This window comes from Desulfomonilia bacterium (assembly GCA_036567785.1).
Lineage (GTDB): Bacteria > Desulfobacterota > Desulfomonilia > UBA1062 > UBA1062 > DATCTV01.
In genome coordinates this window covers 1-16,615 of the sequence record DATCTV010000049.1, presented here as the reverse complement: position 1 = coordinate 16,615, position 16,615 = coordinate 1, and the positions used below count along the sequence as shown (strand labels likewise).

Below are 16,615 nucleotides of genomic sequence, written 5' to 3'. Positions count from 1 at the left end.
CATAATGTAAACAAATCCTGTTCGTTCAAACATCCTGCAAAAGGAGGCTGTAATGACCAACAGCGAGCTTTTCGAAATGGCTATTAGAGTGATTCCCGGCGGTGTAGATTCGCCTGTGCGTGCATTCAGGAAAGTAGGGGGAACGCCAAGATTTGTTTCTTCGGCAAAAGGGGCCTATATCACTGATGCCGAAGGGAAAAAGTATATTGATTTCGTGCTTTCCTGGGGGCCTATGATTCTGGGGCACTGTCACGAAAAGGTGGTCGAGGCGGTTAGGAAGCAGGCCTCCACCGGCATGAGTTATGGCGCGCCCACCGAACTTGAGGTCAGGATGGCTGAAATGATATGTGGTGCGTTTGCATCGATAGATAAGGTGCGTTTTGTAAATTCGGGGACCGAGGCGACCATGAGTGCTATCCGCCTGGCAAGGGCCTTTACAGGCAGGAATATAACGCTCAAATTCGAAGGATGCTATCACGGCCATGTCGACAGCCTTCTCGTCAAGGCCGGATCAGGCGCATTAACACTAGGTATAGCCGATACCGCAGGCATACCCGACGCAATTGCCTCGACAACCGCCGTTATAGACTACAACGACATCGATGCCTTCAGGGCATTCATGTCCGCCAGAGGCAGCGAAGTAGCAGCGGTAATTGTCGAACCGGTTGCCGGTAATATGGGAGTGGTGCTGCCTGCACCGGGGTTCCTTGAGGCCCTGAGGGACGAAACAGCCAAAGCAGGAAGCCTTCTTATTTTTGATGAGGTGATTACCGGTTTCAGATTCAGGTTCGGAGGATATCAGGATGAAATCGGAATAAAACCTGATTTGACCTGCCTGGGTAAAATAATCGGCGGCGGGCTCCCGGTTGGAGCATTCGGGGGCAGGGCGGACATCATGGAAATGCTTGCCCCGGTAGGCCCTGTCTATCAGGCAGGCACCCTTTCTGGCAACCCTCTGGCAATGGCTGCCGGATTGGCAACTCTTGAAGTTTTAAGGGACACTGATCCTTATGAGGGTCTTGAAAAATCGATCAACAGACTTCTTGACGCCATCCAATATGAAGCCTCAAGGAAGGGAATGCCGGTATCGGTCAACCGCATCGGTTCGATGGCTTCAATCTTCTTCAGTGACAAGGATATAAAAGGCTTTTCCGATGTAATGGCAAGCGACACAAAGGCATACACCCGGTTTTTCCATGCCCTTCTTGATGACGGGATTTATCTTGCACCTTCACCATATGAGGCTATGTTCATAAGCACCGCCCACGGAGAAAACGAAATATCAAAGGCAATCGAGAGCGCCGGGAAAGCATTCAATATTATTGATTCCGACTCCTGAACTCAGCCTTGAGATAAGGACCGCCTCCTGGAAGAAGCCCGTAATATACCCCGAGCCAGTATCCTATCAGATAGTCAACGCCGGGTCCTGTGTAGGTCTGATCTTCTTCCCCACTGCATTTAAGATGATAGGGGCTTCTTTCCCAGAGCATGGGCTCCCAGCACCTGTCGTCAACCTCATGTGCGACAGCAGTCTGAGGCTCGATTTCCAGCCTGATGCCGGTAAGGTCCTCGAACCAACCGTTTTTTGCAATTACCGAACTTGCCCAGACAGAGAAACTGTCCAGCGGAAGATCATCCCTGCATGTAACTTTTCTGCGATAATTGGGCGCCTCGTTCATTACGGTGAGCCCGTGATGAACGTCCTGGGCAAGGGCGTTCATCTCATTTGTATCATATATGCCGCTTCTTAAGCAGATTCCGTAATATACACTGTCAAAGAATGCGTTGTGCGTATCACTGGAATTTTTTCTGACATTTATTTTCCATATACTGAAAAGGTAATTGAATCGGGCCCTGTCCGGCCAAAGCCTGAACAGCGGCTCGGCAAAGGAATAATTGTTTATAAAGGCATAATATTCCATATATCTGTTGAAATATGCGATAGAAGTAAAAATCAGACCAGGGCTTACCTTTCTGTATTCCCTGTCAAGAAGGTCCCAGAAATACGGTTCATCGATCACATGAGCCGCCTGAACAAGCAGGGCTAAACGTATGTCAGGAAGAATGTCGGCTGCTGAATACACATCTCCGAACGGATCGATGATCTTCCATTTGTTCTTTTCAAGGGTAAGGATTACTTCACGGAAATCCTGCCTGATTGTCGCGCGCATATTTTCATCGTCGACTGCATCATAGGCCCAGGTGAGACCCCAGAACCACGTTATATACTTGTCCCTGACATTATGGCCCAGCCAGAAATATCCGGCATATTTTCCAGTGCCTGCATATTTGTTGTCCGCATCAGGATACTCGACATTCCAGGGAGGGCTGTCAGGTGCTGCATACCTGGCCAGATATCCGGGGTCACCGGTAATGTCCTTTACGATATGAAGGTAATTGGCTATTCTCAAAACTTCTTCCCGGGCTTGTGATTCTTTTGTTACGATATATCTGATCGATTGCGTTACAAGGTAAGTCGCAGTCCAGTCAGTGCTGTCACCGGAACCGCTTGTTCTCAATATCTGGTTGCGTGATTCATCAGTAAAAACAATGTCTGATACTCCGCCAAGACCTGTTGAATGCCATTTTATAAGAAAGTCCGTGTACGCCTGGGCTTTTGCTCTCAAATAAGCATCCTGCTCGGCAGGTTTTTTATCAATCTTGCATGAGGAGAAGCTTAAGCTGATTGTTATGATTAAAAGATAAATAATCTTTGTGAATGAAAAAAAAGTTTTCATAAATCCTAAAACCCCCTCAACAAAATTCAACTTATATGATTAACAGCAAATTATCATGAAAATGTCTATCAGATAATCTCATTAATAAAATGAAGTCTTATTGCATGGAATAAAATGGATTTAACAATAATAATAACAAATGGTTATATAGACGAGGCTCTAATTTAGCCAATATGCCAAAATTTTAAGCCGGCCTGTATGATTCATCATCCATTTTTAAATGCATGATGGGTATATGAGGCATTTTAAGAAATTTCCAGAAAGAGAAGGGTTGGTTCATCAAATTATTAAACTTGAATGAAGAAGAGCATTTCATTTTTTATCACATGAAATTTATAAACAGACTTCACAAAACAGTCGAAAGGGAAGTGAGACCTTTTATTCAAATGGAACTTAATGAATCCGTTATTTAACATAACATATATTATCGGCCATATTAATATTTTATGATCTGTACTCCGCGTTAATCTTTACATAGTCATATGAAATGTCGGTAGTCCAGGCAGTGAATGTGCCTTTTCCGATATTCAGGTTAATCTCGATTACGATTTCTTTTTGTTTAAGCGAGCGGTGAACTTTTTCTTCATCAAAAGAACTTGCCTGCATTCCCTGTTCGGCAACATCAAGCCCGTTGATCTTTATGGATATTTTGTCAGGATTTACATCAGCTCCGCTGTAACCGAGAGCGCATGCTATTCTTCCCCAGTTCGGGTCGGCTCCGAACATGGCCGTTTTTACAAGAAGCGAATTTGCAACCGCCATGGCAGCGGTTCTGGCGTCATCCCTCGATACCGCCCCGTTGACGATCACCTTGACAAGCTTGGTTGCGCCTTCTCCGTCCCTTACAACCATCATGGCAAGCTCGCCGATAGTCTCCCTTATGGCATCTTTTATATCATCCAGTGCCGCTTCCACCCTTCCTGATGACATGGCGATAAGCGTGTCATTCGTGGACATGTCCCCATCAACCGTGATCACATTAAATGTGTTATCCGCAGATTCATTAACAATATTCTTGAGTTGAGCAATATTTATCTTTGCATCCGTGAGCACGACAGAAAGCATCGTAGCCATGTTGGGCGCAATCATACCAGCGCCTTTTGCAAACCCCAGGATTGTCGCTTCCCCTGCTTTCCTTGATACGATTTTGGCAAATGTGTCTGTCGTCATAATAGCTGTTTCAAAAGGTTCCGGATCATTTCCCAGAGATTCGGCAAGCAATGCGACCTTCTCCAACATCCTGTCAACAGGGAGCCTTAACCCAATCACTCCGGTCGATATCGGCAGGATTTCTTCAGGACTGATACCAAGGCTGGCGGCAACGGCATTCATAAGGTTTCTTGCATCTTCAATCCCTTCTGATCCGGTACAGGCATTGGCATTTCCTGAGTTTGCGAGTATGGCCCTGGCAGAGCCCCTTCTGATATTCTCAATGCAAATCTGAACAGGTGCAGCCTTGACCTTGTTTGTCGTAAAAACCCCTGCCGATACAGCAGGCGAATCGCACAGGATAATTCCCATATCAAGCTTTTTAGTCTCCCTGCTCTTGACCCCTGCATTGACTGCAGCAAACCTGAATCCGACCGGTACGTCTATCACTCATTCCTCCCGCAGCACTGCTTATACTTTTTCCCTGATCCGCACGGACACGGTTCGTTTCTTCCGACCTTCTTCCCCTGCCTTCTGACAGTTTCAGGTTTGACTTCCGGTCCGCGCGACATCATCATTCTCTGTTTGCGCTCCTTCTGTGTGATGCGTTCGACATCACTCTCACGCTGGAGCTGCATTCTGAACAGTCTTTCCAGGGTCAATTCCTTTACTCTGAAAAGCATATCCGTAAAAGCATCAAAACCTTCCCTCTGATACTCTCTAAGAGGATTTTTCTGTGCATAACCCCTGAGTCCGATACCCTCTTTCAGATGATCCATTGTAAGCAAATGATCTTTCCAGAGCGTATCAAGTGTGATGAGCATAACCTGGCGTTCGACCATTCGCATTATCTCCGGCGTAAATATCTTTTCCCGTTCATCATAAAGTGCATTGAGTTCGCGCACTACATTATCAAGCAGGTCTTCCCTGTTCGTGCTTCTTGAGGGGTCAAAGGCCAGCTCAAGACCGAATGTGTTCTTGAGCCTGATTTTAAGCCCGTCGATATCCGAATCATTTATATTTACCTTTTTTGAGATATATTCCTCAACGATAGCTCGTGCTGTCTCCTCTATCATGGCTTCGACGGAAGGCCTGAGATTCTCTTCCGAGAGTATCTTTCTTCGCTCGGTGTATACGACCTCCCTCTGCTTGTTCATGACATCGTCATATTCAAGGAGGTGCTTTCTTATTTCGAAGTTCCTTCCTTCGACCTTTTTCTGGGCGCTTTCAATGCTTCTGTTGATAAGCGGGTGAACGATTGGTTCATCCTCCTTGACACCCAGTCTGTCCATAATCGATGAAATGCGCTCCGAACCGAATATCCTCAATAAATCATCTTCGAGAGAAAGGTAAAATTTCGACTCTCCAGGGTCGCCCTGACGGCCTGAACGGCCCCTGAGCTGATTGTCGATTCGCCTGCTCTCATGCCTTTCAGTACCGAGGATGAAAAGCCCGCCTGCTTTGACTACTTCATCATGCTCTTTTGCACAAGCTTCCCTGAGCTTGCCAAGTATCTCCTCATAATTGGCGTCATCGGCCTGCAGGGCCTTTTGTCTGGCCATGTATACCGGGTTTCCTCCGAGCTGGATATCGGTTCCGCGGCCTGCCATGTTGGTTGCTATGGTGATGGCCCCTTTTCTGCCGGCCTGTGCTATGATTTCAGCCTCTTTTTCGTGGTGTTTGGCATTGAGTACATTATGAGGCAGGTTCTTTCGCTTTAAAAATTTGGAGACATGCTCGGAGTGCTCGATGGATATCGTTCCCACAAGGACCGGCTGACCCTTCTTGTGGCATTCCTCGATCTGCCTGACAACGGCATTATACTTTTCCTTTTCGGTTTTATAGATAAGGTCGTTATGGTCGATTCTTATCATCTTCATGTTCGTTGGAATGACATTCACATCGAGATTATAGATATTCTTGAATTCCAATGCCTCGGTTTCAGCCGTACCGGTCATTCCTGCAAGCTTCTGGTACATCCTGAAGTAGTTCTGGAATGTAATGGAGGCGAGCGTCTGATTTTCGCTTGCGACATTGACGCCTTCCTTCGCCTCAAGGGCCTGATGGAGCCCTTCGGAATAGCGCCTTCCCGGCATGAGACGTCCGGTGAATTCATCAACTATTATGACCTCTCCTTCCTTTACGACATAGTCAACGTCGCTCTTAAAGAGGGTATGCGCCCTGAGCGCCTGATTAAGGTGGTGAACCGTCTGGAACTCTGACGGATCATACAGATTTTCCTTGTTCATGATTTTCTGAATATACTCTACACCTTCGTCAGTAAGCGTAACGGTTCTGGCCTTTTCATCAAGGTTGATAAGGCTGTCACGGTTATCGCGCCTGAGCAGTGATACTATCGCGGAATTTGCATCATAATACATGCTTGTGGATTCTTCTGACGGACCGGATATAATGAGCGGCGTCCTGGCTTCATCAATAAGTATCGAATCCACCTCATCGACTATTGCATAGAAAAAATCGCGCTGCACATAATCTTCGAGCGTGAATTTCATGTTGTCTCTCAGAAAATCGAAACCGAACTCGTTGTTCGTGCCGTAAGTAATGTCCGAGAAATATGCTTCGCGGCGCTGTATGTCATCAAGCCCGTGAACGATAACGCCAACCGACATTCCCAAAAATTTGTATATCGCACCCATCCAATCGGAATCGCGCTTCGCAAGATAGTCATTGACCGTAACCACGTGCGCTCCTTTTCCTGCCAGCGCATTCAGATATACAGGCATTGTTGCGACAAGCGTTTTGCCTTCGCCCGTTTTCATTTCAGCGATTTTTCCCTGATGAAGGACAATTCCGCCCAGTATCTGCACATCGAAAGGCCTCATCTTTAGGGTTCTTTTTGAAACCTCTCTCACTACTGCGAAGGCATCCGGAAGGATATTGTCGAGGGTTGCACCCATCGCGAGCTTTTCTTTTAACATCGGAGTCATTCCCTTGAGGCCCGCATCGTCCATGTCAGAATATTTCTTTTCAAGGGAATTGATCTGTTCGAGAAGAGGTCTTATCCGCTTTATTTCCCTTTCGTTGCTGCTTCCGAATATTTTTAAAAGCCAGTTAATCATTCATCATCACCTGTTCAACATTTTTTATTGTGAACTTATGTCCATATCTTCAATAAGTATAGACGGAGTCTTAACACTGCCGAAGCTCCTAATGTCATCACCTACATGTACAACATGGCCGAGCATGGAATAGAGATTTCCGGCAATCGCCGCTTCCCTTACAGGATAAGAGTCTTCGCCCTTTTCAATGAGCATTCCATTAACGCCTACTGAAAACTCGCCGGAAATCGGATCGACGGTATGCATTCCCATTATATCGGTAACCTTCAATACCTGCTTGAGACCGGCAAGTTGGCCTAACATGGCGCCGCCCGGTTCAAGCTTGAGATATCTGACGCCCAGTACCGGAGAAGATCTGTATGAACCCCTTATCGAATTGCCGGTAGAAGACCTGCCGGCTACTTTTCCCCAGTAGCTGTCATATACGAATGAAGCCACCCTTCCCTCTTCAATCAGTATGTTCTTTCTTGAAGCGACACCCTCTCCGTCAAAGGCAAAGCTGTTGATCGAGTTCTTCTCGAGAGGATCATCCAGTAATGTTATGCAGGGTGAAAAATACAACTCTCCCAGCCTGTCCTTCAAGAGAGACTTTCCCTTGATAATATTTTCCCCGACAAAAGAGCCTGAAATCGTCTCGAGGATATCGGCTGTAGTAGTGTTGTCGAAGAGAACAGGCATCCTGCATGTCACGATATGCCTTGCCCCGAGCATTGATACGGCATTTTTCGAGGCGGTAAGGCCTGTTTTTTCGAGTTCTATATCCTTTAGATTATGACTGATTGAAAAGTCATATCCGGACTGCATCTCCTCACCGCTGCCGGCCATGACCATAACCGATGCGGAACAGTATGTGGCCTCACCCTTGACATCAATACCTGCGGAATTGACAATTCTGACATATGACAATGTTCTTGCAAATGTCGCCTTTCTTGCCTGTTTTACCCTTTCATCATATTTAAGCGCAGAACTCTCGATTATCTTTGCCCTTTCGAGGCACTCCTCTGCTGTCAGTCCCGCAATATCATTATCGAATATATCTGTGTTCATGTACTTCGCTTCAGCGGAAGGGATCGTATTGTGTTCGTCTGAAAACTGGTATCTTGCTGATATTATTGCCGAATCCACAAGCTTCTCGTCGGCGTCCCTTCCGCATGCAAAACCCATGGAACCATCAGTCAGTATCCTTATTGACACCCCTGCTTCCGCCGCCCTTTCGAGGTTTTTCATTGCACCGTCTTCGGCTTCCGCCCTGATAATGTCTCCTGAAGATGCAAAAATTTCGTAATCCCTTATCCCCTTCTTTTTCAGGAGCAAGAGAGCCTTTTCGATTTTATCATCAAGTACGGCAGTCAATTCATTCACCTCATCTGATTGTATACATCATGGCCGTTTCGTCGCAGTCGGGAAAATGCGGGCAGTGTATGCAGTCGGCCCAAATCTTGTTCGGAAGCCTGGACTTATCTATGTTCTTGAATCCGGCCTTCTTGAAGAAACCTTCCTTGTACGTCAATGTGAATATCTTTTTGAGACCGAGATCCCTTGCCTCGTTTAAGCATCTTTTGACAAGTTCCAGCCCATACCCCCTGCCCTGCATGTCCTTCCTCACTGCAAGTGTCCTGATTTCTCCAACCTCATCCCAGGAAACCTGAACAGCCGAGCATCCTATTAACATGCCTGCATCGTCGGTCAATATCCAGAAATCCCTCAGCGAAGAATAAAGCGAATGAAGGGATTTGGGCAGTATAAGCCTGTCCTTTACAAACGGTTCTATCAGCTTTCTGATTTCGGGTACATCAGATACAACGGCTTTTCTAATAATCATTAACCCGCCATAACATAATAAATAAAAAGTTTTAAGTTATAAAAGTTTAAAGAAAGCGGCAATTATCCCTTGCTGCAAGATGAACCATCACAAGATTTATAAGGTCCTTGATTATTATCTGGAATTCTTGACGAGTTTCCTTGCATGTCTTATGAGGGCTTCGCCCGGGGCCTCGCCGCCCATCATTCGAGCAAGTTCGGCTACCCTTTCATCACCTTTAACTGTTTTCACCGATGAGAATGTTTCACCGTTTTTTATGTTCTTTTCCACTACGAGATGCGAATCCGCCGAAGAGGCGACCTGATGAAGGTGCGTCACTATTATCGCCTGCGACTTTTCAGAGAGGCTTTTAAGTTTATCCGCAATCATTATTGCGGCCTGACCGCCGATTCCGGCATCTATCTCATCGAATACCATTGAACCTTCTGTACCCTTCTTCTGCCTTGCCTTTATTGCAAGCATGATCCTGCTCAGTTCTCCTCCTGAAGCAGCCCGTGCAAGAGGGATCATATCAAGGCCGACATTGGTGGAAACCATGAATTCCCCTTCAAGAAGCTGACCCGGCGCAAGAGAGCGTATGTCATTCTGAAGAAATATTTCATCAAGTTCCTGAGCCGTTGTCTGGCTGACCTTGAAAACCGTCCCTGGCATACCCAGATCCTCAAGGTCCTTATTTATTCCCTTCGAAAAGGCTTCCGCTGCAGAAAGTCTTTTTAAGAGAAATTCCCCGATATTTTTTTTGTAGGTTTCAAGACCTGTTTTCAGTGAGAGCCTCATCTCTTCCAGAGTTTGTGAGGAGTCTTCTATCAGCACTAGGGATTCCTTTGCCTTTTCTTTAATGGCGACAAGGCCGGCCTCATCTGCGTGGTATTTTCTTTTTAAATCGGTCAGAATGTGGAGCCTTTCCTCAAGCTTATTGATTCCGGCCTCATCGAATTCATATCCTTGAGAAAAGCTGAGCATCTCCCGGGCTATATCCTCGATCTCGGTTGAAATGGCTGAAATACTCTCCAGTGAAGGGGCAACTCGTTTATCGTGCTCCAGCATTTTTGTCAGTATCGCCTTTACATCAGAAAGCATATCAGTGATCGAGCGGCTGTCCGAGTAGAGCATTCCGTTTATCCTGAGAGAAGCTTCCTGAAGTTCCTGTGCCGACAGCGCTACCTCAAGGGCGGATTTCAGTTCGGTTTCAAGATTATCATGAATTTGCGCGGATTCTATTTCCAGGACAGTATGCTCAAGATCGGCCCTTTCGGCTGCCGCGTTTTCTATAAGTCTTTGCGTCTCGACAAGTCTGTCATTCAAGGCTGCAAGCTGTTCATACGCCTCGAATACGCACTGCCTCGAAAGGGAGAAAATATCCTCCAGTATGCGCATCTGTTCCCTTGGCGAAAGCAGGTCCTGATATTCATGCTGGCCGTAGATGTGAATAAGCCCTGATGAAACCTGGCCGAGTTTTTCAAGGGTGGACAGCTCACCGTTAATATAGCAGCGGCTTCTGCCTGTTGATAAGATTTCCCTCTTCAGAACCGTCTCATCGCCGCAGTTGTTATGAATGAGCGCTTCAATTACGGCCCTGTCCTTACCCGTCCTTACCAGATCGGCGGATGTTCTGGCTCCCATCAGGATTGTAAGCGCTTTTATTATCAATGATTTTCCTGCACCCGTCTCGCCTGTGATACAATTAAGGCCTTCTCCAAATTCGATTTCCGCTTCATCAAATACTGCAAGGGATGAAATCTTGAGGAGTTCAATCATCTTTCCTGCCATTTAAGTTTGGTTCTCAGGATCTGGAAGAAGTCCCTGTCAGGAAGTCTTAAGAATATTGCCTTTTCTTTCGCACGTTTGACTATTACGTGATCGCCCATCATCAGAGGCATGCCCTTCTGGCCGTCAAGCGTGAGGTAAACGCTTCCGGATTCCTTCTTGGGATTGACGACTAGAGTGACCTCCTGGTCAACAGGTAAGACTATGCTTCTGTTAGAAAGGACATGAGGGCAGATTGGCGTCAGTATGATGGAATCCACCTTGGGATGAATTATGGGGCCGTTTGCAGCCAGATTGTAGGCAGTCGAACCGGTAGGCGTCGATACTATAAGGCCGTCAGCCCTGAAGCATGTTATAAATGTTGAATCTGCCCAGACCTCGAGGTCGAAAATCCTTGCAAGGGCACCCTTGTTCAATACGACATCATTGATGACATTCTGCCTGATGATCTCATCGGTCCCCCTTATCAGGCGGGCTTCAAGCATTATCCTTTCATCCCTGACGCATTTATTGTTGAGGACTGCTTCGATTGCCTCAAAAGCCCTTTCTTCGGTTACTTCTGTAAGGAAGCCCAGATATCCCATGTGTATGCCGAGGATAGGGATTTCCCTTGGAAGTGACATCCTTATCGTCCTTAAGATTGTGCCGTCTCCTCCGATTGCCACCATTACATCAGCGCCCGTCCACACGTTATCAGTTTTGGGCTTATCCATGCATGCGGCCATATGGTCTTCATAAAGGCAGTGGATTTTTTTGATTTCCAGCCACTCGGCAACCTTCGCGGCCTGCAAGAGTGCTTGAGTATTATCTTCTTTGCATATGATACCTATCTTCATTGATAGACAATATACATTCCACTGATACAAATATCCAGATTGAAAAAAGAAAACGGCAGGGGGCAAATTATTCCCTGCCGTTTATTTTTGAATGTTACCTGGCAATATCTAATTTAACCTTCACAATAATGCTGTTTTGGGCCAATTCAGTACCTTTGAGTTCAAGACCAATGGACTGGCCGTAAACAGGTATTGCAGGTATCGAGAAGTTAAGCATTTTCTCGATGGCACCCTTGAGCTGAGATGTTATTTCCTTACCGATCTTATCCTTGATGGTCGGGAGAATGGCTGAGGTTGTTGAATTCGTGTACAGGAAAGTAAGAACAGCGGCTTCTGAGTTATCAGTATCAATAGTACCTCTAATAGTTTTGCCGTCAGGTCCCAAAATAAGCTTCAGCACCAGATCAAGATCCGCACTTACCCTGAGTACGCAGGGATATTTCGGTGCAATGATCGATACATTATGGAGCTCCAGTATTACATTCCTGACAATAATCCTTCCCACATCAGTTATTCCCAGCGTGTCGGAATAGTTGCCTGAGAAGTCAACAATCGGTGGAGTTGTTATGGTAACATAGCACTCAATATTATCACGGGGCATTATACTCTTGACCAGTGCTTTGAATTCTTCCGAAATATCCAGATCCTTCAGTAATCCGGCCTGCAGTGCATTGAAAACGATATTGTTGATGAGGTCGTCATTTATAGCCATGATCAGATTTTCATTACCTGCTATCTGAAGAGGAGGAAGCTGGTCAAACGGCGTGGAATAAAACATATTGAGACCAGGTATCTGGACTTCGGCTGATGGATCGGCAAGTGTGGAACCAAGACCGAGATCCATTGTTATATCGTTTTCAGTTGCAGAATAAAGGTTGGTTTTATCCATCGGCCAGCCGTTTATGTTGATTCCCAAAATATTTCCGGCAAGAGAATTAATGTCGATGAGCTCGGTATCAACGACAAGTTTGGACAATATATCGGACTTTACTATGTCGATTATAAAACTTACAAACCAGCTTGGAATAGACAGGATACCGAATTCGATTTCTGGATTTCCCAGGCTGACAGAGGCATGAGACAAGTCTATGGTTGCCACTATCTTATTCTTCGAGTTGACGCTCAGCTTCAGTTTCGCATTTGAAATATTAACGCTGTCGGCTTTCAGATTGAAATGAATCCTTGTTTCTATTCCCAGAGGATATGTACGATAGTGACCCTGTACAAAAAGTGCCTTTGCTCTTCCGCCGTTCGGATTCACCCAGGCTTCTGGTGTAATGGACATCTGAGTCGAAATTGTCCTGTCCGCCTTGATATCTGAATCAATTGAGATATTTCCGATGTTGATGTAGCCTTTGTCATTACCGGACATTTGAGGATCAATTCTGATATAGCCGTTCATACCATCGGACACGTTCGTCTGAATAGGCAATATCGGAGTAATTCCTGCAAAAGGACTTGCAGGGTCCAGAGAACCGTAAAGCCCATTATTCCATCCGTAAACAAGGTCATTCTTCCATGTATTCATAAAGCTTGCAGCCGCATCTACGACCTGGCCGAGAAGGTCTTCTGTCAGCATTAGCCTGAGCGCATTATCCACTACCCCTGATGCCCCAGGTTGAGCAGAATAACCTATTGCATATGAAATTCTTTCTTTATTCACAATGTATTTTGAATCAGTAACCTGAAAAGTGGTTGTTGTGTATATACTGTTCTGGTCAAGCTTAAGCGTATATTGAAATTTCCCTGTAGTTTTATCAAAGGCAACAGTTTTTCCATTATTTGTCAAACTGAGAGGTTTGCTGTCTCCGCTTTTTACAATACCTTTGATCACGACATCGGTCGTTCCCGGAGCCAGAATGGTTCCGTTAGGCGGACTGGTGAATTCGATCGTGCATGGTTTATAATTCGACCCAACACAGAAGCCAAGGAAACCTGAAGAAAAAACGAATGCCAGAAGTACAGCCAATAAATAAAATAAATTCCTCCTGCTCCTCATATAAAACCTCCTAATATGTTGTTTTTTTATTTCTCTTGTTGTTCCAAACAAGCAACTGTTTCTATGTGATATGTCTGCGGGAACATATCGAACATTCTGAGCGATTTCAGGCAATATCCTGATTTCTCTAAAAGGTTCATATCCCTTGCAAGCGTTGAAGTGTTGCATGACACATAAACAATTTTTTCCGGATTTATTCTGCTGATGAAGTTGATTGATCCCGCAGCGCCAGTCCTTGGCGGATCCATTATTACCGTATCATACCTTGTTTTTTTCAGTTTCTTCAGGTCGAGGCTTTTTCCCAAATCAGAGGTTATTACTTGAACATTATCCAGGCAGTTATTGATTGCATTTTCTGAAACAAAATCTGTAAGTCTTCTGTCATGGTCTATTCCGGTGACTTTTCTGCTGACTGAAGCCACAGGGACAGTGAAATTTCCACAGCCGCAAAAGAGATCAAGGACGTTCTCAGAACCTTTTACCAAATCGACTACATGCTCAACCATCATTTGATTTACACAAAGATTTGCCTGGACAAATCCACCGAGTCCCCCCGTTATGCTGAATCTCCTCATTTTTGTTTCCACACCATATACAAAGCACCCATCTCCGATGACTTTCATGCTACCCGATGCCATATTAACAATTACTGCTCCAGATATGCTTAAATCTTTACATGCTCCTGAAATCTCTATTAATGCTTTCTTACTTACCTCTTGCCCGGAATGAATAATAATCTGTACCGTATTCCCAAGGGCAAACAATTCAATTGCTCTTATTCTACTTCTTAATATTAAATTATATATACATTTTATTAGAAAAGGCAATATATCTCTTATTTTCTTTTCCGCAATCGGACAATCTTTGATATCGATAATCTCATTTGTATTCTTTCTATAAAATCCGATTGATTTTGAATTGCATTGAAGCTGTATGTGGCTTCGATATTCATATTCTTTACAGGAGATTGCAGGAGTATAATATTCAGTATCCTGTTCTGAAAGAGCCTTCCTGAGATGATTTTTCATTATAATCTCTTTCCACTTGACCTGTTCTGAATATTTTATATGCTGCCAGTCGCATCCGCCACATGATGAAAAATGCTCACACAAAGGTTCAACCCTGTCGGGAGAGGTTTTGATTATGTGAACAGGTATGCCTTCAAGATATGATGCATGTTCCCTTACAATCTTTGCATAGATGGTTTCCCCGGGTACGACTTGAGAAATAAAAACGGCCTGGCCGTTATCTGTTCTGGCAAAGCCTTTCCCCCCGAAAATTAGACCTTCAACATCAAGTTTCAATATATCGCCAGTCATTATTTTTTTGTAACAATTCAATACATTCCTTGCAACGTAAATACCTTTAAAATATATATCCGAAAAAAGACTTCGGAGAAAAAGAATGGAACTGATAATGCAGTTTGTCGATATATTTCTTCATCTTGATATATATCTCGCCGATGTAATACGAGATTATCATGCCTGGACATACCTGATTCTTTTTATCGTGATCTTCTGTGAAACCGGACTTGTCGTGACGCCTATTCTTCCGGGAGACTCATTACTGTTTACGGGCGGTGCACTGTCAGCCCTTCCGGGCAGTCCGTTATCACATATCAATCTGTTCATTCTCCTTACTTTTGCAGCCGTTTGTGGAGATAACACCAATTACTGGATCGGAAGATGGATAGGACCAAAGGCTTTTCATTTTAAAAAATCCCGTTTCTTCAACCCGGCTTATCTGCAAAGGGCACATGCGTTCTACGAGAAGCATGGGGGCAAGACTATAATACTCGCCAGATTCATGCCTATCATCCGTACCTTTGCACCGTTTGTGGCAGGAATCGGTACCATGAAATATTCGAAATTCTTGCTTTTCAGCATCACAGGCGGCATATCATGGATGTTCACTTTTATCTTTGCCGGTTATTATTTCGGGAACATTCCCATTGTAAAAAAGAACTTTACCCTGGTTGTAATGGCAATAATAATAATAACAGTTATGCCTGCTATAATCGGAGGATTTAAAAGCTGGCGAGCAGAGAAAAATAAGGATTAAGCCGATTATTATAATCTGTTTCTTTCATTTAAATTATGAGGCATGATTCATTATTGTGAAATATAGTTAAATTATAATAATTTAATATTTATTTAACACATTAATATTATTTGAGATGTAATCATTGATCCATTGGATTAAAATTAATTATTGACATTGTGCATTTTGTGTACTAATGTTGTAATACAATATAACATGTCACAATGATACTGGGGAAGGAGGGTCTATGGGGGGCAGGTGTTCTTCTTCAGATTTGGAGATTTACACAAGGAGAATCAAGGATTATCCTATTCTTTCTCGAGAGGAAGAAAAGGAACTGGCCATAAAGTACAGAGAAGGCAACGAAGAGGCCGGTAAGAAAATCATAACATCCAATCTGCGATTCGTCATGAAAATCAGCCAGTCCTATTTCCACCTGGGTTATCGTCCGCTTGAAATCATCCAGGAAGGCAATATGGGCTTGGTAAAAGCCATCACCAGGTTCGATCCGGATAAAGGCGTGCGTTTTATATGCTACGCAATCTGGTGGATAAAGGCATACATCAAGAATTATATCTACAAGAGCTATCAGACTCACACGGGCATTCTTTCCCATGCCAAGGGTCTTGTCTCGCTCGACTGCAGCCTGTCGAGGGATCATGACGAAGACGACAAACTTCTTGACCATATGCTTGATGAAACACCGGATCAGGAACATGCATATGTATGCAAGGAACGCCAGACATTCTTAATGAACATCATATCCTCTGAACCGCAGGTATTATCAAACAGGGAAATATTTATACTAAAAGAACGGTTTTTTGCCGATCCGCCTGCAACGCTCAAGGATATTGCACTGAGAATCGGTGTCACCAGGGAACGGGTCAGGCAGATCGAGGCAAGATCTCTTCAGCGAATACGTAATGTTATTGAAACCAAGCATGCGATGCTCTTTGACGATATTATTGACAGCACGACATTGAAAATGAAACGCAGGAGGGTGTAGGACAGAAACTGCCGACTATCCTGTCAGTTGTATTAGTTCCGATCAAATCTGACAGTTGGGTAATTGAAAAGGAAGTACCCACGAGCTATTCTTTCTGAGGGGAAATAAAACAAAATCAGAAAGGAGAAAGCTAATGGGTACGGAAGACAAACTTATCAGAAGTAAGATGGGATTGCTA

Annotated in this window: 12 protein-coding genes; 3 read left to right on the top strand and 9 right to left on the bottom strand. The window is 44.6% G+C overall.

Translation table 11 applies throughout. From position 1 onward, the window contains the following. Nucleotides 1-52: 52 nt before the first annotated feature. Nucleotides 53-1,339 (top strand): glutamate-1-semialdehyde 2,1-aminomutase, encoded by a 1,287-nt coding sequence (gene hemL, locus VIS94_13530; protein HEY9162092.1) that lies wholly within the window; start codon nt 53-55, stop codon nt 1,337-1,339. On the opposite strand, the gene VIS94_13525 is transcribed toward hemL, so the two are convergent. The 9 genes from VIS94_13525 to rlmD form a co-directional block, all read right to left on the bottom strand. Continuing rightward, entirely contained in the window at nt 1,320-2,738 is a 1,419-nt protein-coding gene (locus tag VIS94_13525) for a hypothetical protein (protein HEY9162091.1), read from the bottom strand. The two genes, hemL and VIS94_13525, sit on opposite strands and share 20 nt — an antisense overlap. Before the next feature lie 444 nt (nt 2,739-3,182). After that, entirely contained in the window at nt 3,183-4,337 is a 1,155-nt protein-coding gene (gene argJ / locus VIS94_13520; GenBank protein ID HEY9162090.1) for a bifunctional glutamate N-acetyltransferase/amino-acid acetyltransferase ArgJ, read from the bottom strand. After that, the gene (gene secA, locus VIS94_13515) at nt 4,334-6,967 is read right to left on the bottom strand and encodes a preprotein translocase subunit SecA (protein HEY9162089.1); all 2,634 of its coding nucleotides are present in this window, start codon (nt 6,965-6,967) and stop codon (nt 4,334-4,336) included. Before secA ends, argJ begins: the two co-directional genes overlap by 4 nt. 24 nt (nt 6,968-6,991) lie before the next feature. After that, nucleotides 6,992-8,329, bottom strand: a complete 1,338-nt coding sequence (locus tag VIS94_13510) for a TldD/PmbA family protein (GenBank protein ID HEY9162088.1) — start codon at nt 8,327-8,329, stop codon at nt 6,992-6,994. Between the two features lies 1 nt (nt 8,330). Next, entirely contained in the window at nt 8,331-8,789 is a 459-nt protein-coding gene (locus VIS94_13505; protein HEY9162087.1) for an N-acetyltransferase, read from the bottom strand. A gap of 114 nt (nt 8,790-8,903) precedes the next feature. Next, complete coding sequence (locus VIS94_13500; GenBank protein ID HEY9162086.1) at nt 8,904-10,547, bottom strand: AAA family ATPase; 1,644 nt, start codon at nt 10,545-10,547, stop codon at nt 8,904-8,906. Continuing rightward, a complete protein-coding gene (locus VIS94_13495) occupies nt 10,544-11,392 on the bottom strand; it encodes an NAD(+)/NADH kinase (protein HEY9162085.1) in 849 nt (282 codons plus the stop codon). Before VIS94_13495 ends, VIS94_13500 begins: the two co-directional genes overlap by 4 nt. A 94-nt stretch (nt 11,393-11,486) precedes the next feature. Further along, on the bottom strand, nt 11,487-13,391 hold the full coding sequence (locus VIS94_13490; GenBank protein HEY9162084.1) for a hypothetical protein: 1,905 nt from the start codon (nt 13,389-13,391) through the stop codon (nt 11,487-11,489). 26 nt (nt 13,392-13,417) lie between these two features. After that, entirely contained in the window at nt 13,418-14,710 is a 1,293-nt protein-coding gene (gene rlmD / locus VIS94_13485; protein HEY9162083.1) for a 23S rRNA (uracil(1939)-C(5))-methyltransferase RlmD, read from the bottom strand. A gap of 85 nt (nt 14,711-14,795) precedes the next feature. Here rlmD and VIS94_13480 point away from each other — a divergent pair, with 85 nt between their 5' ends. Both VIS94_13480 and VIS94_13475 read left to right on the top strand, forming a co-directional pair. After that, entirely contained in the window at nt 14,796-15,452 is a 657-nt protein-coding gene (locus VIS94_13480) for a DedA family protein (GenBank protein ID HEY9162082.1), read from the top strand. Between the two features lie 226 nt (nt 15,453-15,678). Continuing rightward, nucleotides 15,679-16,437, top strand: coding sequence for a sigma-70 family RNA polymerase sigma factor (locus tag VIS94_13475; GenBank protein HEY9162081.1), 759 nt, complete (start codon nt 15,679-15,681; stop codon nt 16,435-16,437). The last annotated feature ends 178 nt before the right edge of the window (nt 16,438-16,615 follow it).